Annotated in this window: 20 protein-coding genes; 19 read left to right on the plus strand and 1 reads right to left on the minus strand. The window is 45.4% G+C overall.

Going from position 1 to position 23,384, the window contains the following annotated elements:
• Positions 1-2 precede the first annotated feature (2 nt).
• The 3 genes from rnhA to M3636_RS01895 all read left to right on the plus strand — a co-directional run bounded on the left by rnhA (position 3) and on the right by M3636_RS01895 (position 3,055).
• Complete coding sequence (gene rnhA / locus M3636_RS01885) at positions 3-656, plus strand: ribonuclease H (protein ID WP_239288216.1); 654 nt, start codon at positions 3-5, stop codon at positions 654-656.
• A gap of 222 nt (positions 657-878) precedes the next feature.
• Positions 879-1,748, plus strand: a complete 870-nt coding sequence (locus M3636_RS01890) for an alpha/beta fold hydrolase (RefSeq protein ID WP_251381134.1) — start codon at positions 879-881, stop codon at positions 1,746-1,748.
• 317 nt (positions 1,749-2,065) lie between these two features.
• A complete protein-coding gene (locus M3636_RS01895) occupies positions 2,066-3,055 on the plus strand; it encodes a serine/threonine protein kinase (RefSeq protein ID WP_251381135.1) in 990 nt (329 codons plus the stop codon).
• Between the two features lie 220 nt (positions 3,056-3,275).
• Here the strand turns inward: M3636_RS01895 and M3636_RS01900 are convergent, their stop codons facing one another.
• The gene (locus M3636_RS01900; RefSeq protein WP_251381136.1) at positions 3,276-5,336 is read right to left on the minus strand and encodes a vWA domain-containing protein; all 2,061 of its coding nucleotides are present in this window, start codon (positions 5,334-5,336) and stop codon (positions 3,276-3,278) included.
• Between the two features lie 578 nt (positions 5,337-5,914).
• On the opposite strand from M3636_RS01900, the gene M3636_RS01905 reads away from it, so the two are divergent.
• From M3636_RS01905 to M3636_RS01980, 16 genes are all read left to right on the plus strand, one after another.
• Positions 5,915-8,083, plus strand: a complete 2,169-nt coding sequence (locus M3636_RS01905) for a transcriptional regulator (protein ID WP_128102997.1) — start codon at positions 5,915-5,917, stop codon at positions 8,081-8,083.
• Positions 8,084-8,269: 186 nt separating this feature from the next.
• On the plus strand, positions 8,270-8,695 hold the full coding sequence (locus M3636_RS01910) for a membrane-associated protease 1 (protein WP_128102996.1): 426 nt from the start codon (positions 8,270-8,272) through the stop codon (positions 8,693-8,695).
• Between the two features lie 129 nt (positions 8,696-8,824).
• Positions 8,825-9,280 carry a J domain-containing protein gene (locus M3636_RS01915; protein WP_128102995.1) on the plus strand — a complete coding sequence of 152 codons (456 nt, stop codon included), beginning with the start codon at positions 8,825-8,827 and terminating at the stop codon, positions 9,278-9,280.
• A 233-nt stretch (positions 9,281-9,513) separates the two neighbouring features.
• A complete protein-coding gene (locus tag M3636_RS01920) occupies positions 9,514-10,059 on the plus strand; it encodes an FHA domain-containing protein (protein WP_251381137.1) in 546 nt (181 codons plus the stop codon).
• A gap of 43 nt (positions 10,060-10,102) precedes the next feature.
• On the plus strand, positions 10,103-10,636 hold the full coding sequence (locus M3636_RS01925; protein WP_145046582.1) for an FHA domain-containing protein: 534 nt from the start codon (positions 10,103-10,105) through the stop codon (positions 10,634-10,636).
• Positions 10,621-11,502 (plus strand): PP2C family protein-serine/threonine phosphatase, encoded by an 882-nt coding sequence (locus tag M3636_RS01930; protein WP_251381138.1) that lies wholly within the window; start codon positions 10,621-10,623, stop codon positions 11,500-11,502. Before M3636_RS01925 ends, M3636_RS01930 begins: the two co-directional genes overlap by 16 nt.
• Before the next feature lie 40 nt (positions 11,503-11,542).
• The gene (locus tag M3636_RS01935) at positions 11,543-13,360 is read left to right on the plus strand and encodes a SpoIIE family protein phosphatase (protein WP_164848756.1); all 1,818 of its coding nucleotides are present in this window, start codon (positions 11,543-11,545) and stop codon (positions 13,358-13,360) included.
• Positions 13,360-14,652 carry a normocyte-binding protein gene (locus M3636_RS01940; RefSeq protein WP_128102993.1) on the plus strand — a complete coding sequence of 431 codons (1,293 nt, stop codon included), beginning with the start codon at positions 13,360-13,362 and terminating at the stop codon, positions 14,650-14,652. Before M3636_RS01935 ends, M3636_RS01940 begins: the two co-directional genes overlap by 1 nt.
• 7 nt (positions 14,653-14,659) lie before the next feature.
• Positions 14,660-15,349 (plus strand): iron-dependent peroxidase, encoded by a 690-nt coding sequence (locus M3636_RS01945; protein ID WP_128102992.1) that lies wholly within the window; start codon positions 14,660-14,662, stop codon positions 15,347-15,349.
• Positions 15,350-15,380: 31 nt separating this feature from the next.
• Complete coding sequence (locus tag M3636_RS01950; RefSeq protein WP_128102991.1) at positions 15,381-18,032, plus strand: acetate and sugar kinases/Hsc70/actin family protein; 2,652 nt, start codon at positions 15,381-15,383, stop codon at positions 18,030-18,032.
• Positions 18,033-18,063: 31 nt separating this feature from the next.
• Complete coding sequence (locus M3636_RS01955) at positions 18,064-18,837, plus strand: DNA and RNA helicase (RefSeq protein WP_251381139.1); 774 nt, start codon at positions 18,064-18,066, stop codon at positions 18,835-18,837.
• Between the two features lie 28 nt (positions 18,838-18,865).
• Entirely contained in the window at positions 18,866-19,501 is a 636-nt protein-coding gene (locus tag M3636_RS01960) for a hypothetical protein (RefSeq protein WP_251381140.1), read from the plus strand.
• A complete protein-coding gene (locus tag M3636_RS01965) occupies positions 19,498-20,922 on the plus strand; it encodes a contractile injection system protein, VgrG/Pvc8 family (protein WP_251381142.1) in 1,425 nt (474 codons plus the stop codon). The genes M3636_RS01960 and M3636_RS01965 overlap by 4 nt, the downstream gene beginning before the upstream one ends.
• A gap of 88 nt (positions 20,923-21,010) precedes the next feature.
• The gene (locus M3636_RS29685; RefSeq protein WP_251381143.1) at positions 21,011-22,282 is read left to right on the plus strand and encodes a pentapeptide repeat-containing protein; all 1,272 of its coding nucleotides are present in this window, start codon (positions 21,011-21,013) and stop codon (positions 22,280-22,282) included.
• The gene (locus M3636_RS01975) at positions 22,279-22,848 is read left to right on the plus strand and encodes a hypothetical protein (protein ID WP_251381144.1); all 570 of its coding nucleotides are present in this window, start codon (positions 22,279-22,281) and stop codon (positions 22,846-22,848) included. The genes M3636_RS29685 and M3636_RS01975 overlap by 4 nt, the downstream gene beginning before the upstream one ends.
• Positions 22,849-22,885: 37 nt before the next feature.
• Positions 22,886-23,362, plus strand: coding sequence for a DUF4280 domain-containing protein (locus M3636_RS01980; RefSeq protein WP_056695786.1), 477 nt, complete (start codon positions 22,886-22,888; stop codon positions 23,360-23,362).
• Positions 23,363-23,384 lie beyond the last annotated feature (22 nt).

A 23,384-nucleotide genomic window follows, 5' to 3' on the forward strand; every position in this document is an offset into this window, starting at 1 on the left:
CGATGGCCAAATCTAAATATTATGTAGTCTGGGAAGGCAAACAGCCAGGCGTATACAGTACATGGGCAGAATGCAAGGCACAGACAGATCAATATACTGGGGCTAAATATAAGTCATATGAATCCAAAGCTGCGGCAGAAGAAGCGTATCGTGCAGGTTGGAAAGGCAATTGGGGCACTGGTGCTAAGGGTTCGTCCAAGACGAAGGCAGGAAGCAGTGGACGTAGCGCTGGCATGGAAACTTCAGAAGAGGTCGATTATGACAGCATTTCGGTTGACGTAGGTACACGAGGTAATCCAGGGCCGGTCGAGTATAAGGGGGTTGATACCCGTACTGGTGAGATCATCTTCTCGGTTGGCCCAATCTCAAAAGGCACCAACAATCTTGGAGAATTTCTGGCGATTGTACATGCACTGGCTCATCTCAAGAAAGAGGGCAGTAATAAGACCGTTTACACCGACTCAGTCAATGCGATGAAATGGTTGAAGCAAAAGGCGGTATCGACCACATTGCCGCGAGATTCTTCAACAGAAGAAATCTGGCTTATGATTGACCGTGCTGAGCAATGGCTGCGAACCAACACATACAGCAATAAAGTACTGAAATGGCAGACTAAACAATGGGGCGAAATTAAAGCCGATTATGGCCGAAAATAAGCTGTCGCTGCGATCTCCAATCATGTTATTCGTTGTCTATTAGAAACGATATTTACAATTTCCAATTTCCATTCTATAATCAGTCAATATGATAAGTTGCACATATGGAGGAGCCTGCCGTCTGCAGGCCCTCTTTATCTTTTTGGGTCGTTATTTTTACAGGTTATATGAAACGAATATCATGAAAATGGGTTATTTGAGTACACATTGCAGGAGGCAGACATGAGTTCCATTTACAGAAGTGAAGAAGGTAAGAGTTGTATTCTTGAGGAATACGAGGCATATGTAGATCAGTTGGGTGAAGGTTTTACGCGTGAGTATGTTGAGACACGTTTTGGACAGACACATGTGTTATTGACTGGTCCTAAGGACGGCAAGCCGTTGTTTATTCTCCAAGGCATGAATTGTGTGAACCCGATGACGCTGTCATGGTTCTCTTCCTTATTTAAGGATTACAGAATTATCGCACCGGATACGATCGGTCACCCAGGTTACAGTGAGGATACCCGAATCTCAGCGAGGTTTGATAGCTTGGCGATGTGGGTTACGGATCTGCTAGATCACTATGAGATTGATCAAAGTGCCTTTATCGGTCCTTCCTTTGGCGGCGGAATTATTCTGAGACTGGCGACGTATATCCCGGATCGAATTGCGTGCTCCGTTCTAGTTGCACCAGCGGGACTGATTGCTCGTTCCAAAATGAAAGTGGCTCAGGACTTCATGCTTCCGATTGTGACTTACCGAATGACTTCTTCACCAAATTCACTGCAAAAAATTGCAGACACCATGTCTTGTAACTGTATGAAGGAAGTAGATAAGAACATCATCGGCAAAATTTTCAAACATGTAAGTCTAGAACAGGATATGCCGAAGCTGACCGACCAAGAAGAATTGGTGAACTATACTGCTCCAACCCTGCTCTTGGCAGGTGAGAAGGATATCTTTTTCCCAGGAGATAAGTTGATTGAGAGAGCACGAAAGATTATCCCGAATGTGAGAACCGTTAAGTATGATACCGGACATTATCCATCCCAGGATGTGCTGGTTCAGATGAACGAGGAGATCAAGCTGTTCCTGCAAGAGAATTATTAAACGAAAACGATCTATGGATTGAGCGGAACATTTACACTTTTTGTTCAAATACATTAAATAAATGTTCCGTTCTGTCGATAACATAAATAGAAGAATGCAACAATTATGGGTACGAGTAAGGTGCGAGCAAGTAATAGAATGAAGGGAAGCAAGTATAGTATTAGCATAAAATAATTTTATTTTTTTCGCAGGAATATGATTCATATTGCATCATTTGGTTTATATAGATGGTTGGCGATTCAATTGTTTGCTGACTGAACGAAATGATGCACCTGCGGAAAGTTCCTCAGTTAGATAGGGGTGAGACGAAGGAAGTTATGAGAAAAGATAACTACAAAATGGCACTGCAACGCAATGTTATATTGAACGATACATATCAAGTAAGACAAGTCCTAGCTTGTAGCGAGCTGGCTATTGTATACATAGGAAGAGATCGGAATACAGGCGCGAAAGTTGCGATCAAAGAATTCTTCCCTCAAAGTCTGGCTTCCCGTCAGTCTGACAAACGGAGTGTGTATTGTTCCTCACGAGGATACAGTGGGCAGTATCAAGAGTTACTTGCTTCTTTCCTAATTGAAGGAGAACTGTTATCAGGTCTGAATCATCCTCATATCATTCAATATGTGGATCATTTTGAAGCGAATGATACCGGCTATCTTGTGATGGAATACTGTACCGGTACGATGTTGAATGATTATTTGAAAGAACGCAATCATGCATTAGATGCTGATTTTATCAAAGGCACGCTGCTTCCGATTGTCGATACCGTTGAACATATACACAAGCAAGGCATTCTGCATCGGGATCTTAAACCTTCTAACATTATGGTGATGGAGGATGGTACGCCTAAATTATTAGATTTCGGTTCTGCCGTTCGCTGGCCGATGCCATCTGGTGAGAAACAGGTGATTTTCACATCTGCCGGATATTCTCCGCTCGAATTTTATTCAGAGAAGTCCAGTCAAGGGCCGATGTCCGATATATATAGTCTAGCAGCACTGCTTCATTACTGGACATGTGGACAGCCACCAATGGATGTGAAGCAACGTCTATTCCAGGATGAACTCCCGTCAGTGCGTTCGCACAATGAATATGTGAATCCTTGGCTCGCTCATGTCATTCACTGGGGACTATCCGTTCGTTCTGAGAAGCGTTGTGCTTCTCTACGGTGGGTAAGAAGGTCATTGCAGATGCAGGCTTTGGTGTGGAAAGTGCGTAAACCGGGCACGGTGGAGTGGTCATTGGCTGAGAATGAACATACGCAGATCTACGAAGCAGAGTCGGGCAAACAGCATGAGACCGCCTGAACCAGATCGCGGGTATAGGCTAGTAGTGTTACATATCATATGCATACGAAAAACAGGTCAGATTAACCCCGATGGGTTGTATCTAACCTGTTTTATTTATAAGAGAGTAAATGATAATCCATCCTCAATTTCTCGAACGTCCAAGTCCTTCCGCTACCTACGAATACCTTTAGTTGGTAAGTGAGTTACAATTCGTTCCCAACAGAACCCACCATATTCACTATGGCTGGTAAGGTTCTCTCCGTTGCCCAACTGAAATATTAGTACTCGGTTTAATAGGCTTGTAGCGAATTTCAATCTCGGTAATCCCATCCTCGAAGGTCACATACAACTTCTCATTATACTCCAGAGCCTCCGTATGGCGCCGTTTCACAGGTGTTCGACCTCGGACGACGGTGCAATTGGTATCATGCCGGATCAGCAATGTTTCTTTTTTGCCTGCTTCCAGCCAAATTCGACCAGCTTCAGGTACTCTTACACCAATATCCATTCGAGCAAAAAGCTCACTTAAGCTCACCTTTCGACTGTTCAGCGAAGTTAGAGGCCAATGGGTAACCGGAATATCTTCACCACTCGCTGTTGCAAGAAAATAACCCTCCAACCTTCCGCGAAACACAGGCTTAGGCTTCAACACAAACCAATACAAAGCAAAGATCCCACCTGCGGCAAGGATCCCCAAACCAGTAAATAAGAAAATCTTTTCACGTAAAGAATGAATCCGCAATGGGATGTCGGTGGTCACACTCGCACCTTCGGAATCCGTTGCTGTAATTTGAACGAACGAACTACCGGTGTGAAGAGAAGACAAGTGCAGCATATTGCCATTAATGCTCGCATTACCAAGTGTACTGGCATCCTGAGCTGCACCGAGCGTATAAGTTAAAGGGTCATTATTGGCATCATCAAAATATGTATTTAGATCCAGATAAGCATCCCCATCATCTTTGGACAAGTCCATGGAAGTGCCCGTACTTACAGGGGCCTGGTTCGTAATATCTACTTCAACCGGCGTGATCTCTCGATAAAAATCTGGACCGTCGATGCGGAGTCCCCACGTATACAGATCAGACTTCGGAAACGTATAATTCCCCGTAAACCCACTGCCTGTATTCGTTAGAGCTACGCGTTCACTCGTTCCTTCCGATGTGCTCACGATTAGCTCAGCTTCAAGTCCTTTGTATACATCCAGATCCTGAATTGGCTTTGGCTCGGTAGCTTGATCGTATAACGCGGCGTTAAACGTAATGCTCTGTCCCTTGACTGGCAGCTCAGTTGCCATATTTGCAGATGCAGACACGTTGTAATTGCCGAGCAGGTTAATCTTCACAAGATCTCCGCTACGTCCTTTGAATTTCAATTTGAACTGTCCTTTAACCGGTCGAATGATCTTCATCAAAGCATATTTGTCTGAACGGATAAAGCTCACATTGCTGGATTGATAATAGAGCTGAGCCTCAGAGACCGCATGATCCGAGAGCATGATGATATTCGCATCCGCCATACTTGAATTCGGAATGTCTACTGTGACCTCTTGCATTGCTCCAGTTGCTGTAACAGCAGCTACAGAAACGAGGACAGATTGAATCTGATCGGCAAAAATTCGATTGAAAATCTCGGGTAAGTCGTCTGCACTTCCGGTGATAAAGGAAGAACCACCTGTTTCTTTGGCAATTCGTTCAAGTTCAGCAGGATTTACAGTTCCATCTCGGTTAAGCCCAACAGTATAGATCGGATAACCGGCTTGTTGTGCCATTTGAATTACCTTGTCGACATCTTCGGAAGAATCGGCAGGTGTTCGATGGGTTGAACCCCTTAAGTCTGTCTCCCCATCAGATAACAAAATCATAAATGGTTTACGTTGATCTGTCTTAGATTGTTCAAGCAAGCTGGCACCTCGGCGTAAACCGAGTCCAAGGTCTGTATAACCTGAACGCTTCAATCCATCCACACGGCTGCGAAGATTATTGCGAGCTCCGGAAGAGGAGATATCCATCAACGGTACAGATGACGTGATCTTGTCGTTATAGGCTACAAAGCCAAGTCGGGTCTTAGGTCCACTACTCATATCCATAAACATATGTATAACTTCTTCGGCAATGCGATCTTTGTCAGTCTCATTCATCGAGTAGCTAACATCTAGAACAAACATAGCATCTAGGCCTTCATAAGCCTGGGTCTTGACGGATGAATCTGCGTGCACGTTTCCTGTGTCCCAGTTGGGAAGTAAGATGCTCACCACCAATAGGGTAAGCCATGCTTTTTTGAATTTAATTAATATCATGTGAGGCTTCAAGTCTCCTTTCTGTTTGCACACAACTAGCTTATGTTTCTTGAAATAAATCTACAAAATCTAATTTTTTGCTACTTCCACACGTTTTAACGTGGTTATGCGTAGTTTTGCATTGTCAAAAGAAGTGCAACCTCGCATAGGTTATGTGTTTACACGCTCGAATAGGGGGAATACTCCATCGGTCTTAAATCCTTGAACAAGACCCAAATTATAGGATATTCTATATCATCGGTTCGACTTACAAGGAAATGAAGCGAATTCCAAAAATTAGTTCTATAGGTATATCGAAGGTTATAAAATGAGCTTTTAGACCTATAGTGGGGAATATTGACAAAACATGTCGCTGATGATTAAGATGAATTCCATAAATCTCCAAAGCAAACGGCATAAACTGGTACATAAGTTCCAGTTACATGTTGACAGCTCGTTCTATCGATCGTCTTCCTTCTGCCTAGTTTGATTCTTGAAGATCAAGACCAAAGGCCGAAAAGACGTGCGGAGTGTCAAAAATTGATGGAGGGGGGAAAGCATTCGCCCGAATTAAGCCTGCTCGTGGGGATGCTGCCTGAATGGACATTATTAATCAAACGAACCGAACGATGCTTTTTGAAGAGATCAATCCCGAGAAGTTGGATCTCATCACAATCGTTGGTGACGTGAAGGGCATTGATAGCCTGAGCGATGACAAAATCAAAGAGATTAACGAGCACTTGCTTGTTCGCAGCTTTGATGAGTTTCTGGATAAGTTCTCACCGAGCGTATATTCATTTTTCAATGCGGTGAACCAGAAAGTCATGTATACGCTTAAAAAACCGGAAGGTATTCCGGATGAAGCCATCTCGGAGATCAAAATTGATCAGAGTAACGATTTTTTAAGAATGTTGTTTACCCTGATCGATACGAAGCGTAGCCAAGGCATTACCAACGTAGATTTCAAGTTTGAGAATCTGCTCGACATGATCTCCCCGAAGAAAGTGATGGATGACATCCGCCAAGTGCGGAAGGAAATTCACTACATGTACGGCCAGCATGAGAAGCTGGATGATGGAGATCCTAAGAAGCTGGATATCGGCGACAAATTGAATGTGATGTTCGAGGAAGCTAGCCGGAATTACAACAATGTCATGGCGATGCTGCCGCTTGCAATTGAAGATATCAAAACCCGTTTGTTATTGGGTCGTGCACAGGAAGAGACCTCTTCCGAAGCGATTCAAGTGGGTCAACTGACCATCGGTGAGAGCGGAGAATTGAAAATTATCGAAGCTCCTAAATCGGATAACAACGAGTTAATGTTATTGGATGAAGCGAGTAGTACAGATCTGACTCAGGTATTTGCCGAGGATTATAATTCATTGTCCGAGACACCTTCACCTTATGTTCAGGATCTGGTTGTTCGTACATTCTCCCCACTTCCTGCGGTACAGACCGATGTGGATACATCTGTGGAGGTACAGAACTACAATACATACCTGGAGTTTTACAAAAACGCCAAGGATGACTTTGTCAAAACAGTGAAGCCGTTGGTGGAGAAGATTTTGGGTGTCAAAATGTTCTTTGATCAATATGCAACGAAGAACAAAGGTATGGTTCCTTCCATGCTGATCTCCAACACGAAGCTGGATATGCTTGTGAAGAGTAGCAATATTCCACGGCTAGAGACGTACCTTAACACGGTTAACGCGAAGAATGATTTTTCGGATACGATCTGGTTCGGGATTGTACCTTCGGTTGAACTGGACAATACAAGCCAAGTTAAGGTCAGTCGTACTCGTTTCCGTGGTAATGACAAGGTGGTTAAGCAGGACGGGAATAGCATGGAATCCCTGACAATGCTTCTGCAAGTCGTGAAGGACTACAAAGTGCAGATCTTCTTCAGTTTTGAATCCGGGGAAGAGACGACGTTCAGCAGTATGGCTACCGCTGGCATTGATAAGTACATTGAGAAATGTTCTGTGTTAACGCGGAAGGAATATAGTGAGTTTGCGATTCCAAGTGCGCCGAATTTCACCATTATTCCGAAGGAGAAGTCAGGTGTAGTCATCGATAGCCGTATGCTTCAAACCGAGCATGGTGTTGAGCTTTCGAAGGAAAAAGAAGATATCCTGAGACTTTGGATCGAGGGTGTTTATGTAGGAGCATCTTATGTATCTGCTGGTATTGTGGCAGCTTATCAATGTCCAGAGTACCTGCGTGGAGCATTCAAAACGGTCAACCGCGATTATCCAGGGGTACGTTTTGATATCGAAGCTGGCGATAACAGTCTGCGTGTTGTTACGACGATGACCAAGGAAATTTCGGGTTTCACGAACACCATTAAGGATTCCATTAACCGGAAGAACTTTGGATTTATTTTCTCATCGGAAAATGCTCAGATTCAGGACAGTGATATCAAACGAATCACCGTGTATAAAGCTAGAAGCATGGCGATGTCCGAAGATGGATTTGACTCCTTGTATAAGACACTTGTTAGCACATACATTGAACGCTTGCTCCGTTTCCAAACCGGTGATTTCAAGCATGAAAATATCGTCAAATTCTTCAGCAACAATCCGAGCAGTCAGAAGAGCCGGTGGCTGGGAACTCGTGGATCGATCAATTCGATCATTCAAGAGGGTGATGACATGAGCTTTATCATCGATGAGAAGAGCAATATGTGCCATATTGACCTGGTCTTCAACGGCAACGTGAAGAACCTTGAGGTCATGATTACCAAAGGCACGAGTGCAATGAAAGTCTAGCTAGTTTAAGTATATATAAGTTTTAACAGTGTATATAGTTCTTTAAACAACGTATTGAAAACATTAATTTGGTGTTAGAGGCTGCCTTTACCGGCTTGCCTTTATACATATATTCCGTTGTCTTTCCTCAGATTTTGTAGTAGGATAGCGGGCACATTTTTCCTAATCTTAAGGAGGTTTTTATTAATGGGTTTTGTATTGAAAGTAGAAGGCGCAGAAACAATCGAATTGGGAATGGATAATATCCGTACAGTCGCGTACGACACAGATACGCCGGATGATTCCAATGCACGTTCCACAGATGTGGGCGCAACACTGCGCATCAGCGGCAAAATCATTACAGCAACGGATGGCGACAATGCAGATGACACGATGAAGTTGGCGCTGTGGTCCCTCGTTCCTGCTGAAAAAGCAGATTGCTATCGCAAAGTAACGTTGGAAGTTGTTGCAGCTGACCAAGTGGTACGCAAAATTTACATGCCTAACGCGTTTGTAGTGGATTACACAGAGCGTTTCGGAGATACCGAAGGTGTGGGCGAATTCAGCTTGTTCATCAAACAGAAAAAAGACAAAACTGAATTCACGAAAATTGAAGGTGGCTTCCCGGTTTAATAGGAAACGTCTGATGTCCCATACGAATGCTACTGGCACTTACATGGGACAAGCATCATAAGTTAAGGGGCCCTGTGCCCCTTAATCTTTATTTTGTACTGATAGCAGTAAGGAGGGAGGAATATTCGAATGAGTGATTTTTATGCTGTTCTTGGGGTGAGTCGAGACGCTTCGCCTGAACAGATTAAGAAATCTTATCGCCAATTAGCCAAAAAGTATCATCCTGACGTGAATGGTGGCGATGCTCAGGCCGAAGCGCGCTTTAAGCAGGTTCATGAGGCTTACAGCACACTTGGCAATCCAGAGCTTAAGGCTGCGTATGACCAACAACCTCGATCTGGAGGAGGTAGTAGCTCCAAGGGAACAGGCTCCAATCATGCAACAAGGGAAAACCATTCAGCTTCCGGAGGAAATCCGGTAACTGGCTGGTCAGATCCTTCGCGAATGCATGAGCAATTTGAACAGTTTTTTGGGATTCGACCAAAGGGGAAAGAAAGTCCGAACAGTGGGAATAAAGCCGATTCTCATAAGGGAATGGATATGTCCGCCATGTTTGACCGTTATTTCGGAGTTCGAAAAAAGTAGGAAGTTAACAAGCTATAAGTGCGTGTTCAAAAAGGTCGGTTTTCAGTACCGAGAAGATGGAATGAAGAATAGAAATGGAGTAGCGGAGCGTAGGCAAAACTACGTGAGCAACGGACATTTCGGCTGAATTCCAACTTCGATGATGAGATGCCGACAGGCATCCTTCGTAATCAAAAGCGGACTTTTTGAACAACCTTTATAAGTGATTCTGGCTCAGGCGGAGGTTATGAAACGTGAGACAAGGAAGGTCGGTATTGACGATAGGGCTTGATGCATGTGTCGCCATCATTTCGTTAACCGTGCTCTATTACATATTTTTTGTGAACCGGGATATGGGTGCCCAGTGGATTACTGGAAGTATCGTGATTCTCTCGGGAGGGGCTTATCTATTTTTTAAATATATGCCTGCTACCAAGGCGGAAAAGAAGAAACTATCCTCACGCGTTGTAAAACTTGTACTGCTCGATGATGACGGAACAAGTGTGAAGGAATGGTATATCCAGGGTGAGACAAGTGTGCTTATCGGTAAAAGTTCGAAACATAGTGAGGCAGACATCGATCTGTCAGATACACCTTATGCATCTCTAATCAGCCAACAGCATGCCGTGCTTAACAAAGCATCAGGCCAATGGTTTATCGAGGATATCGATTCAGCCAGTGGTGTAGGTGTGCGTAAGGGCAATCAGAGCCGAGCATCCAAATTGGAAATCGAGGAACCCAGTCTAATTGAGGCGGGGGATTTAATTTATATTGCCAATACCCGAATTTTGGTGAAATGACGTTGGCGTACCATCATACAAGCTTACGGGGGAATGAAACGAAATGAGTCTGACAAGATGCGGAAACGGACATATGTTCAGCACGAGACGGCACGGAAATACGTGTCCATATTGCAATCTAGCAGTGGAATCACCAGCTTCAAGTAGTAGTGATGGGGCGGGGGCAATCCCGCGGGCACCTCGTACGTCTGAGGAAGACAAAACCATGCCGTATCTGGGAGAAACGACGGGGATTGAACCAGTAACAGGCTGGCTCGTGTGCATTGAAGGTGCACAGATGGGTCAGGATTATCGGATTATGGCGGAGAAGAACTTTATTGGACGTTCAGAAGAGATGCATGTTCGCATCCTCGGAGATAACACCATTTCCCGGCGTAATCATGCGGTGATCGTATATGATCCCAAAAAGAGAAATTTCTACTTGTTGCCCGGTGATGCCTCTGGCCTTGCGTATCATAACAATGAAGCGGTCTATTCTCCGGTGGAACTGGCTGCATACGATGTCATTCAATTAGGTCGAAGTAAATTCATCTTCATTCCATTGTGCGGTGTGCACTTTGAATGGGAGCAGCAGTGAATACGTTCATGATTCTCTGGAACGACAAGGAGCTAACCCCTTATTGGGTGATCTTAGCAGGTTGTCTGTCCATTGGATTACTATTATTCGTCCGAAGCCGGATTCCGGTAAGGCAGCGTGACGATAGACCGGTTGGAGTTCAGATTGGGAATGGACAGACGATTGGCGCCCGAAGTGAGCAAGATGATTATTTTGCCTGTGCTGTAGAGCCCCATGGCGTGCTTGCGGTACTTGCTGATGGAATTAGTGGATTATCGGGTGGAAAGGTTGCGAGTACGACAGCCGTTGAAACCTTCATCCGTGAGTTTGAGGCACTGGATCGATTCCCAGATCCGGACGAGTTCTGGAGTGAGTCTGCGCATTTAGCGAATCAAGCTATTCTCCGTAATCTGCTTGGTGTTCCAGGGGGCACAACGTTAGTTTCAGTCATGATTCGGGGGAGAAATCTCTATTGGGGAGCCGTTGGAGATAGTGTTTTATCTGTATTTCGCCAAGGTGAACTTATTCCGATCAATCACAAACATACGTTGGAAAGTCAGCTAGAAGAACAATACATGTCTGGACAGATATCGGAGCAGGAGGCACTGGATAACCCGCAGCGCAAAAGGCTGGTCAACTATTTGGGATACGACCATTTTAAGCAAATGGAAATCGCGGACGAGCCGTTTGCGTTGCATCCGGCGGACAAGATTGTGTTATGCAGTGATGGTGTATATAACTCGCTCACGGAGATGGAACTGGAAACCATATTGGCGCAAAGTATTCCGCCATTTGATGCTGCACAGGCCATTATTGATCTAATTGAAGAAAAACAGCTCGTGCATCAGGATAATGCCACGATTATCATTTTGGAGCAAGGATGGTAACGGATAAGGCAGCGCACAGGGACGGGAAATGGGGAGACGGATGAGGAAGGAGAACAGTGAATTTAATACAGCATTTGTCTCGGAAGCGGGATCTTTCCTGAAAAATCGAGATTTCTACGGTTGTGTAGAACTGGAGGATTGGGCTTGTTATGTCATAGCAGATGGACTGGACACCGACACAGAGGTGAACAGTGCACAGATCACGGTGCAGACCATTCTTGAATCCTTTCTAGACAAACCGACGATGTCGAAACGCAGACTCACCGAATATATCAAGATCGCCCATGAATGGTTGCAGTATGAGAGCCGCCGGGTCAGACTCAAAGCGGGATTCGTCATTGTGGTCACAGATTATACACGTATGGTCTGGGCATCGGCTGGACATACCCGGTTGTATCATTTTCGAGGCAATCGTATTGCTCTGAAAAGCAAGGATCATAGTGTAGCTGCAAGACTTGCTGTGGAAGGACAGATTGCAGAGGATCGTGTTGACCAACATGATGAACGCGGCAATCTGAATGAATATGCGGGCAAGCCCGGTATGATTAAGCCTTATGTATCCGACAAAATCAAGCTTGCCGACGGAGATGTGCTTGTACTCTGTACGCCTGGTCTGTGGGAAGGTGTACAGGATGCCGAGATGATTGATGCCGTGGAGGGAGCCAATGATCCACAGACGCTAGCGGATACACTTGAAGAAGTGATGCTGAGCAAGCAGCGTGCGCGAATTGAAAATTACAGTGCGGCTGCTATTTATGTGAACAAAATCTTTCACGAAGAGCCTAAGAATCGGAAGAAGTGGATTAAGCGGATTGCGATTATGTTAATCATGCTTCTCATTTTTGGTGGGGCGGGAATTTTCTATGCGGTAAAAAGTGCAGCCAAGAAGGCTGAGCTAGTTGTAGATATGCTGCAATACGAGCAGAATGCTGACCAGTATGTGAAGGAACAGGAGTACGCTAAGGCGGTCTCGGATTACAGTCTAGCACGCAACAATTCTATTAAGGTCAAGGACCCGATACATAAGAAGCTATTTACTGAAAAAATGGCTGCTGCTCAAACGCTCGTCGATGGAGACGCTCATCTGAAGGAAGGCGATATTACAAAGGCAACGGCTAGCTATACGAAGGCACTCGAATTGACGGAGTCATACAGCATGTTCAATCGAGAAGTTATTTCAGAGCGACTGGAGCAAATGACGACCTTCCAACAAGTGCAGGATTGGATCACTGAAGGGGATCTGAAGCTTCAGAACGGGGACTATAGTGGGGCTATTATTTTGTATAAACGAGCTCGAACAGCCGCAACGGAGACAGCCTATAAGGATGCCTTGAAGGAAATCGCCACCAAACTGGAGACGGCAGAGACGAAACGTGCAGATATCAAACGCCAGTCGCGCCAGCTTCAAGCAGATACGTTGGAACAGAAGGGTGATCGATTCAATGAAGCGGGCGATTATGCGGGTGCGCTAACAGCCTACGAGAAAGCACAGGAAATATATCAGGAGATTGATATGCTGGAACGTGTGCTGGCGATGGAACGCAAAATTAACAAGCTGGACGAAAAGCTCAATCCACCTGTACCCGCGGCTGACCTAAATACGGATACCGCGGGATTCGGATCAGCGGATATGTCAGGGATGAACACAGATCTGTCGAGCAGCACAGGCGGGATGAACACGAATAATTCGGTGGGAAGCAGTTCTTCCAATACATCCAACACATCCAACACATCCAACAATACTACCAATGGTGACACGAATTCATCCGTAGGAACTGGAGCTACGAATGCGGTTAGCAATAATACAACTGAAATAGAGTCTGAAGAGCAGCCATCAACGGAAGGAGGAGATTCATAATGAAAGACATTATCCGTGACCGCCTCAATAAGATGGAGGATCTTGAACAACGCAGCATGCTAAAGAACCTCATGACTGGCGTTTTTCTGAATTTGGTGGAATATCAGGAGACGCTGAATAAGCAGATTGAGCAGCGTGTGTTCGATGAGGTTCTCCCACAAGAGGAACGTCATGATGTATATGTCACGTTATGTGCACATGAAGATTTAGATCCGATTCATGAATTCTTATATCCGATTCTTCCCGAGGATGCTGTTCCTCAGAAGGTATATTTGAGCGAAGCATCAGAAGCTTTGTCACGCAAGGAAGAGATGAAGTTATTTACATGTTATATGGAGTGCGGACATCGTGAGCTGCAATCTCTGTTACATAGTAATCGCACATTTCGCGGGGAAATTGTAACGAGTGAGGGTAGACATGCTATAACCGTTCGATTGAAACCAAGCACCGCATATATCTCCAAAGTTGAAGAGTTGTACCGAGTATTTCGTAAAAACAGCCTTCCTTGGAAGTCAGTTAATGCACCCTACATATTCAAATTCGTTGATTGTGTTCTGGTCAGTTCGGATGACGGTGACGAATGGGACAAACAACAAACCGTCAAGGAACTCTCTATCCATCTAGAAGAATTTGAGTCCTACAAACGAACGAATATGATTCCACTGTGGAACATTCAGAAGCTTGACATGAAAACAGGAGGCTTCCCTGTACCAGCATCGGATCGAATTAATTATGAGCATGTATTACCACTCCGCAAAACAGGAACAGAGCACGGATATCTGGTTGATGGAGAAGAATCGCACATCCGATATATTAAAAGATCAGAAGAGGAGATTACCATCGTATCTCCACTAGAAAAGTCAGATTCTTGGACGGTGCTTAAGGTAGCGGTGCCTGTTCCTACCCGCATTAGCAGGATGGACTACCCGCTATTTTCCAATAACAAACGGGAAGGTTTTGCTGGTAAGTATGCGCGTCAGGAGGGACGATCTGTTCGATCCAAAGGCGAGATTGCCCGCATGATTCATGCTTTTCAGTCTGCAGAAGGATTGGAACTAGAGGATGTGCAGGTTGTCGCACCTGGTTCGGGACTTGGGATAACGTATCCACTCAATGAATTTGTCAGTGATCATGTTCGTGTTGAGGCGGATAAACATCGAATGATTTTGAGGTTCAGCAAACAAGGAATTCAGCCGGAGATGGCTATTTTCTTAGATGATTTGCTGAGCTTTCTAGTATCGGAAGTCCAGCTTGCCTTCCCGGAATACTGTTGTGAAGGGGAATGGGTGTGAGTATGGCATGAACTATATATGGGATCTCGTCATTCGAGCGAAGCGAAGTGGAGCTGATCTGCGCGATATATCTTTTGTGCCTGCACGCGTGTACTCGCCTTACATGGAGCTTAGTCATACCAATCTAAATGCTTCAGGGGTAGAACGGACGATCGAAGTGAATCCGTATTATCGCTTTTTTGATATATTCCGAGATTTGTTTGATATCAACAATGAAGAACAGGTGGAATTACGGGAAGCGTTATTTGATCTGGTCATTCATTTTCTGGCGAATATGGATCTGATGCAGGGGATGAACAAGCGGGAGTACTACATTCGTTTCATTCTGAATGATATGCATTCGGGTGTATACGGGGAGCGAATTAAGCGGCGATTGGAGCTGTTTGGCCCGGAGGAGCAGGAAGTGATCGCTTGTAATATGCTCCGCTTGTACGATACAGGCGAGGCTGTACATCTTCTACGAGATACACTTGTTCGGATGTTTCCCCGCTCCACTCTATATGCCAATTGTGAGGAGAAGGACGAATTGCTCTTATATATTGGACAGGCGGAACGCACAGAGGCGAAGGAGAAGTTGGAGCTGATTCTAGAATTATTTTTGCCGGTTCGCTTCGATACGGAAATCTATTGGGGTCATCATTTTGGCATATTGGATGTGGACTATACGATGATACAGGACGGTATTGCGCTATATTAGCAGCGGTAACAGTTGTAAGGAGGAAACATAGATGAACGGTTATTCATACCGATTGTATCCTGACGCCACCGGCAGGGAGCGAGCCAGAGGCACGATGCGTTATACGCGTGAAGAACTAATGGATATGACGACATTCCAATTGCGGAACATTTGTTACAAAGAGCGTTTAGTTGAGGGATTGGGGCCCAGAACGGAGCGCGAAGAGTTGATTCGAATCATTCTGAAATTTCTGGGGGCTGACGATGTATTGTGGATCGATCAGTCGTATGATGGTGGATTTGAGCGCATCCAAAAGGCAATATCCCGTCATATGACAGCTCCTATGAGCAGTGATGGAGGAATCAGTGTTCCCGCAAGGCTTATTCTGTACGAAGGTTTGAAGGTGGACAAGCTGGATCAATACGTCGTCACCGCACCCGGAGGGTTAACGGAGTCTAATGTGCTGTTGGTCAATGAGAGCATGGAGCTGTGTGGCATCTTCAACCTCGTTAAGGATGACACTGTAGCTGGTACTTTTTATCTGACGGCAGGCAGTGGATCGACTTGGAAGCGTTCGGGAAACAGACAGTACAGTCTTCTCTTTTTCCGTAAACGCGATTCGGAATATTTGTACCAGACGTATTACTCCAACCGCCCTCTTCCTCCGGTTCATATTCAATATACTCAGATTCCACTGGCTGATCTGGATATTCGGGAGCTTGAGCCAACAGAAGCTGTGCTTGCGATAGATTTTGGCACCTCCAATACGACGGCAGGCGCCTTTTTGCATAACGGTTATATTCAAGCACCCAGCAGTCAGGATCTGTTGAATGGACGGGTTCGAATGGATGCCATTAACTATGTTGCATTTCCTGATCCTACTTACAAAGACACCGACTGGATTGAAGTGTTACCTACGGCCATTGGTGTAGCAGATTGCTCCGATCCGGCAAATATTCGTTACGAATTCGGCTATGAGGCATTGCGAAGCATGCGTCGCGGAGGATACAGCAGCCGAGCCAGTGTGTTCCGGAGTATGAAGCGCTGGGTGAACAATTATACCAAGCTAGAAGAAATCGTCGATGTTCATGGAAATGCAGCTAACGTTTCTCGGATGGATCTGCTACGCGCGTACATGAGCTATATTATTCGAACCGCAGAGCATCAATTCAAGTGCAAGTTCCGCCATGTGCATTTTACGAGTCCGGTGAAGATGAAAACACAGTTTTTGCAGATGTTCGGGGAGATGCTTCCCGACTATCAGATTGAACAGACTTATGCGCTGGATGAGGGGATGGCTGTTCTCTATAACACGCTTGCGGATGGTATGGAACGCGGTGTGTTCATGGAAGGGCAGATGTATCATGCACTCGTGATTGATTGCGGCGGTGGAACGACCGACTTGTCATCCTGCGCATTTACGATGGAAGACGGACATATGGCGTATAAGCTGGACATCCATACCACGTACGAAAATGGGGATACCAACTTCGGGGGTCACAACATTACATATCGCATCATGCAGTTCATGAAAATTGTATTCGCCGATTATTACAGTGGCCGCCGCCAAGTAACGGATATTGATCATTTAATTGAAGCACCTGGTGCAGATGTATTTCGCCAAGTGGACGAAGAAGGCGTGAAGTCCGTGTATCAGAAGCTGGAGCAGCGTTACGAGGAGGCCGAACAGATCATACCTACTGCTTTTGCACGTAGGGAGAACCGTTCACGGGATGAATACTTGCGGGTAAGAGGCAACTTTTATTTTCTGTGGGAGATCGCCGAAGAGATGAAGCAGCAATTTTTCCGCAAAACAGGTATCCTACGTAATCGATTCCATTCTGAGATGGAAGATGATCGAGATAGTGATCTACAGATCACAACCATGGAACGATGGTTTCTGTCTGTGGAACGTGGCGGGGAACTGAAGGACGAGTACGAGTTCCCTGATGTTGTGTTCAACATCAAAGAGATTACTCAACTGATTAAAGCAGATATCTATGAGGTAGTGCGGAAGTTTCTGGATGACTTCTATCGGCAAGGAAAGATGAGTCAATACTCCATTATCAAGCTGACAGGCCAATCCTGTCGCATTGATGTATTTCGGGAAGCCTTGAAGGAGTTTGTTCCAGGCAGGAGCATTGAGTTTCGGCAAAAACCTGCGGAAGGACGTGTACCTGATCTCAAACTTGCCTGTCTCCGAGGTGCGATTCGTTATCTGAGTGCCCGCAAAACAGGTGCTGTTCAGGCAGAGATTACACATGATGCGGCTGTTATCCCGTATACCGTGAGTGCATACACCCACAATGGACGTGAAAAAGTGTTGATCAGTAGTCTGGATCGCAGTGACGGAATCCCTGGAAGCATATCTCGCCCGTTCGAGACAGCAGAAGTGGAATTATATCTGAGCGGAAACGATGGTCAACTGAGACAGAAATTTGTGTATTCCAATCGTCAGGACGCGTATAAAGAGGTTCTGTACGAAGATATCCGTGCGCAATATGGAGACAAAATTCCGCAGGATGATACGGACTCCATCGTAAACGGAGAGACGAAGTTTTTTGTTTACCCGGATGATCGGCATTGGGGCTTCCACGTACTTCCTGTAGCTCGTAGAAATGAACGATTGTATCTCGGTTCGCAGAAGCTGCTCCCATTCGAGACGGATTTGTCCGAGCTGGATTTTTTTGACGGAATGAAATGAACATCGTCAGCAGAAAGGAGGGGAAACGTTCATGTTCACGTATTCCTATCCCCATTTTCATAAAGGCAGAATTCTAAAGACATCAATGCTGGAGGAACTACGGGACTATCCCCGAGACTACATGGAGTTGTACTACCGTAGTTACGCGGATGGTATCCTTGCAGGCGCAGAGGTGGAGGTATACCCGGACAAGCTGGTGGTTACTCCGGGAATGGTGCTGCACAAGGGAAGATTGTATATGTTAACCGAGTCTGCTGAGCTGGAATATCAGGCTACGGGCAGGGTGAATGTGCTGAAACTTCGATTTACCGAGGATGAGAAGATAAGCGACATGACAGTCAGTCAGGCAGAACTTCGGCTGGATGAGGAAATCGCCTGTGATTCGAGTGAAATGGAGCTCGCACGGTTCAAGCTGAAGGAAGGCGCCAGACTAAGACGGGATTATCAGACCTTTGCGGATCTAGCAACAGAGTTCAACACGCTTCATGTTATTCATGTCGCATATGCTGCGGAAGGTATTAGCACATTATCCCCTCTCGTTATGAAAGATTATGCAGAGAGGCTGCTTCGCACAGGAACCCCCGATCCACAGGATCTGATCTTTGCCATGATGTGCCTGAACGAAGGCACGATTGCACGAACCGTCATCCTGCATCACATTGCGAATCGGTTGGGACTCGAGTACCGGGAGTATGACAACGCACAGATTCATCGATACCTAGACCGCATATTGGCAAATGCTGGCCGCGGATCCGGTCGCTCAGGTATGCCGGTGGGCGGGCCACATCGGATGATTGTGGATTGAATTTGGAACAGCAAGGGAGGATGTAACAATGAAGCATTGGGATGAGAAGATTGTTGCAATGATGAACGGCATGAAAATGAATTCGGTTGAAGATGATGATTATGGGCATATCCCAGAAGACCCTGAGCCGGATTTGAAGGCAGCTTTTCTACAAATTGGCGGCAACCCGTATTCTTTTCAAGAAACAGAACTGCTGGAAGGCAAGCTGTGGATGATGCTGCCTCGAACGTTCAAACCGATGTCTGAACAAATGATGAATATGAAGTACCCTTCACAGCATAGACCAAGCACAATCTACACCAATGCTGAGGGCACGATTAATATCGCAGTAAACCATACGATAAATCCATTACCTGCAGAGGATCTACCGTTATTTAAACAGAGCATGATTCAGATATTGCGGCGCACGCAGAAGCTCGCGAAGTGGTACGGGGATGGAGATCGCATGGTCGGAGGACGTGAAGCTGTGACTTGTGAATTTTTGACTCCTGTCGTAAACGCAAACTTATATCATTTGATGTTATTTACTTCTTTGGAGGATCGGGCACTAATCTGTACTTTCAATTGTACAGACCATGAACTGGATGACTGGCAGCGCGTGGCTTCAGCAATCATGAATTCGGTTCGATTTGAAGTCCATGACGAAAGGGATGCTGGAGAATGAGCATTGAAGCCTTATCTTATAAAAATGTGAGAGTGAGTCCATTTGAGGTAATTAGTCTTCGTGAGTTAACGATTACTAAACAGATGAATGAGCACGCTCGTGTGAGGTTCACGGGAATTGTAGATGAAGAGAAGAAGGATTCTTATGTACGGTTAAGTGGTTCCGATACACTTGTGGAGATTAGCCAAGTCGATGATCAAGGCAGTACATCTGTATTGTTCAGCGGTCTAATCCTTAATGTTAGCGTTATGGTGCAGGGCGGCGTCTACTTACTTGAAGTCGAGGGTATCTCCCATACCCATGAACTCGATATCCGTAAGAAAAGTCGTTCTTTTCAAAACCACAGTATGACATATCCCCAGCTATTGGATCAGATTGCGGCTGGTTACCCTAATATCGATATTATGGATGCGGCGACGGACGGAGCAGCGATTGGAAAGTTTACTCTTCAGTATGAGGAGACGGATTGGCAATTTCTGAAGCGAATTGCATCTCGACTGCGGACAGGACTCATGCCTGCTTCCGTATTTGATACACCCAAATTTTATTTTGGTTTGTTCGATACTTCATCTAAAGGCAAGCTGCAGGATTTTAACTACAGAGTTCGCAAACGGATGGATAAATTCCGATACACTTCTCAGAACACGAAGGTTGAGGTGGGTGAGGAGGACTATGTGTATTACGAGGTTGAGACGAACCGTGTACTTGATCTGGGAAATGCCATTGAATTTAAAGGCAAGCTGCTGTACGTATATGAAGCTTTTACGGAAATGAAAAATGGACTATTAAAGCACCGTTATACACTGAGTACTCACCGGGGTCTCAGACAAAATACATTTTATAACGATAAAATTATTGGCGTTTCCTTGCAAGGTGTCGTTATCGGTATTAGTAAAGATAAATTGAAGATACATCTGCAAATCGATCAAGCTCAGAATGAGGGTGAGGCACATGCTTTTCCTTACCAATCTGTGTATACCGCAGAAGGAAACAGTGGTTGGTACGTTATGCCTGAGAATGGCGATCATGTGCGCGTGTATTTCCCTGGTAACAAGGAAGAAGAAGGGGTCGCTACAAGCTCGGTACGTCAGAACTCGGATGAGGGTGAGAGCAACAAGCTGAGCAACCCAGATCACAAATACTTCCGTACAGCAGCAGGGAAGGAATTGAAGATGACACCTGAAGAGGTGATTGTTACTGGCAAGGATGGGGAGATCTTTATTCGTCTCAGTGAAGGCGGGGGGATTGAGATTATTAGTAGTCAGCAGATCACGATCTCTGCTAAGGAAGATATTATGATGAATGCTGAGAAAAGCATTGTGTTCTCTGCGAAGGAAGAAATCAGTCTAACCTGCAAAGAGAGTAATATTAAAATGGATGGTACGACCTCTCTAGTAGGAACTGAATTGAAAACCAATTAAACGCTAGTAACAAAGAGTATAAAGTGAAAAATGTTTACAATATTCATCTGACAACGGATTAATGACATTCAAGGAAGAGGGGATGCTCGTGACTACTGCGCTTGAGCAGTTCAAGCAAGAGATCGTAATACCTCTGCGGAATCGTGTGATGCTGCAATGGGAGCAGGTCTATCAGCAGAATCGCGAACGACTGAAAGAAGAATTTATTCGGCATTTTGCCAAGCAGTGTCAGTTGGTACTGGACATGCAGAACATCGGTGAACATGGAGCCGTGGGACACTTCACGTATTCTCTACTTCGAACACAATTGCTAGAAGGGAAGGCTCTCTATTTGACCGAAGCTGCGGACGAAACGTGGTTATTCGATCCTTCTCCTATTGAGGGAGCTTACGATGCTTCATGGGCGTTTGGCTATCTGGATATTATGCTGGCTTGCTGGAAGGAGGAATTGGAGCGACCGGGATCTTCCTATACAGGCTCCATTACACAACCAGAACTGGAACGCTTGTTATTACGAGAAGCAGCGCATGGACATGCTTATGTAACTCATCTGATCCACCAAGCGATGCCCGAGGCAGTGCAATGTGAATCATTTATTCATCTAGAGAAGTGTCCTGCTATTGAAGTACGTGTAGGTGAATATTTGGATGTCAGTGAGTCGGTATACAAAACAGATGCTGAACCTGCGGATGAAGCCGAGATTCGAAAGTGGCTTGCTGAAAGAACAGAAGAAGTCTATGGCTATGCAGCCTTAGAACATCTGGATCTGGCTGGAGGAGACTACAGTGGAATGGATTTCCGTTTCACAGCGTTTCGAGATGTTGCACTTGGCGGGAGTCAATTCGAAAATAGCAATCTGGTAAACACGGTGTGGGAACAATGTGACTTAACGGACACTCGCTGGAATGGCAGCCAGATGTACGGCGCCCGGTTCCGAAACTGCAGGATGGTTGGCGCTTTATTTCATGGAATTGAAGCAAGGCAGGGGATGCCTAATCCAGAGATCTGGGATGCACCTGGATTCAACCCAGTTTCCTTTGCAGGGGCAGATCTAAGAGAAGCTGACTTTATACTGGCAGATCTTCAAGGAGCCGATTTTAGAGAAGCATCGTTTGAAAACACCGTGTTTGGCGTATGCAATTTGGCTGATACGGATTTTCGAGGTACAGATGTATCTAAAGTGGATTTCACAGGTTCCCGTTTGGACAGAGCGCAAATGGATCTTGGAACTTCTTGCCGCATTCTGGATCGCCCGGTAGTACGGATACGAGAAGGAATAGATCATATGGCTGGCATGATGGATGAACAGTTAGCGCAATTATTGGATAAGAGCCCAGGGCAAGGAGGAAAGCTCGTATGAGGCACAATTGGTTCCAAATCATACAGGATACACGTGTAACAGGAGCGATTGAGCCCGTGGGAGTCAAAAATATTATTCAGCCTGAGTGGATGAGAGGCGAGCAATTAAATGAACTCGAACAATCAAATTTACAGTTTACCATCCGTCCGAATCGAAGGCCTGTAGCTGTAGATCTGATTGAACGCCCATATCCATTGTGGTCGGATGAGCTTAAACGCCTGTTACATACCTTTGCCCCACGTCTCATGTTTCGTTTGGTTGGATTGATGGACATGGAAAGACAGCAATTGCACCCGTATTGGTTCATGGTGCCTCCACGTCTGCAAGCTCTATCTAGAAACAGTACCTTTGACAATAGTGGCAAGTTAAATGTGCTTCAAGTTGATGTGGATCAATTAAGGAGCACATCTTGGCCCATTATTTATTTGGCGGATGAACGATTGCAAGAAACAGTGATATTGGTGAATCTTGCTCTGGCTGAAGCGATATTACGAAGGGACTATACTGGTTTGCGGCTGCAACGTGTGAATCAGGTTGAAGGGGAGAACCGTTTACTGAGTCTATAAAATCATCTGGGTGAAACCCAGCGGAGGAGGAAAATCAATGGCTGAAGCGATTGGAGCGACGAGACCGGATGTAGTGGATGAAGGGGCTGGAGGCCCAACGTATGTTGTGGCAGGAGCGATCTTAAGTTGTTCTTGTGGTACACAGTTGAATCGATTGAAAATACCTTACAGCCATGGCGTGCATCTAAAGGAGAAAGCACAACTGAACGTGGCTGATGCAACACCGATGATTCACATCATGCCGTTTGGTAACTGTACCAGCCAATTGAATCCTGTCGTTCAGACAGGTGAATTCGATATTGAAGGTGTTCAGAAGGCTCCCTGTATTCCTTCCATCTCTACGCCATGGATGGAGGGCAAAACAGATGTGCTCATTGAGAATGAACCTGCACTGTTAAGTACCTGCATGAATATGTGTCTCCACGGAGGCTACATCCAGATTGAAGATGATGGTCAAGAGCTTGGAGGGTCTTCCATAGGCGGCACAACCGGGTTTGGCGGTAACATCAGGTAATGAACATCTTAGAGCTATAGCT

Origin of the sequence: Paenibacillus sp. MER 99-2, assembly GCF_023714095.1 — a bacterium.
Lineage (GTDB): Bacteria > Bacillota > Bacilli > Paenibacillales > Paenibacillaceae > Paenibacillus.

Coding starts and splice junctions, on each gene's coding strand:
- M3636_RS01915 (WP_128102995.1), top strand. CDS start 8,825: ATGAGTGATTTTTATGCTGTTCTTGGGGTGAGTCGAGACGCTTCGCCT.
- M3636_RS01980 (WP_056695786.1), top strand. CDS start 22,886: ATGGCTGAAGCGATTGGAGCGACGAGACCGGATGTAGTGGATGAAGGG.
- M3636_RS01935 (WP_164848756.1), top strand. CDS start 11,543: ATGAGGAAGGAGAACAGTGAATTTAATACAGCATTTGTCTCGGAAGCG.
- M3636_RS01945 (WP_128102992.1), top strand. CDS start 14,660: ATGAACTATATATGGGATCTCGTCATTCGAGCGAAGCGAAGTGGAGCT.
- M3636_RS01905 (WP_128102997.1), top strand. CDS start 5,915: ATGGACATTATTAATCAAACGAACCGAACGATGCTTTTTGAAGAGATC.
- M3636_RS01890 (WP_251381134.1), top strand. CDS start 879: ATGAGTTCCATTTACAGAAGTGAAGAAGGTAAGAGTTGTATTCTTGAG.
- M3636_RS01975 (WP_251381144.1), top strand. CDS start 22,279: ATGAGGCACAATTGGTTCCAAATCATACAGGATACACGTGTAACAGGA.
- M3636_RS01940 (WP_128102993.1), top strand. CDS start 13,360: ATGAAAGACATTATCCGTGACCGCCTCAATAAGATGGAGGATCTTGAA.
- M3636_RS01925 (WP_145046582.1), top strand. CDS start 10,103: ATGAGTCTGACAAGATGCGGAAACGGACATATGTTCAGCACGAGACGG.
- M3636_RS01965 (WP_251381142.1), top strand. CDS start 19,498: ATGAGCATTGAAGCCTTATCTTATAAAAATGTGAGAGTGAGTCCATTT.
- M3636_RS01895 (WP_251381135.1), top strand. CDS start 2,066: ATGAGAAAAGATAACTACAAAATGGCACTGCAACGCAATGTTATATTG.
- M3636_RS01910 (WP_128102996.1), top strand. CDS start 8,270: ATGGGTTTTGTATTGAAAGTAGAAGGCGCAGAAACAATCGAATTGGGA.
- rnhA (WP_239288216.1), top strand. CDS start 3: ATGGCCAAATCTAAATATTATGTAGTCTGGGAAGGCAAACAGCCAGGC.
- M3636_RS01950 (WP_128102991.1), top strand. CDS start 15,381: ATGAACGGTTATTCATACCGATTGTATCCTGACGCCACCGGCAGGGAG.
- M3636_RS01930 (WP_251381138.1), top strand. CDS start 10,621: ATGGGAGCAGCAGTGAATACGTTCATGATTCTCTGGAACGACAAGGAG.
- M3636_RS01900 (WP_251381136.1), bottom strand. CDS start 5,336: ATGATATTAATTAAATTCAAAAAAGCATGGCTTACCCTATTGGTGGTG.
- M3636_RS01960 (WP_251381140.1), top strand. CDS start 18,866: ATGAAGCATTGGGATGAGAAGATTGTTGCAATGATGAACGGCATGAAA.
- M3636_RS01955 (WP_251381139.1), top strand. CDS start 18,064: ATGTTCACGTATTCCTATCCCCATTTTCATAAAGGCAGAATTCTAAAG.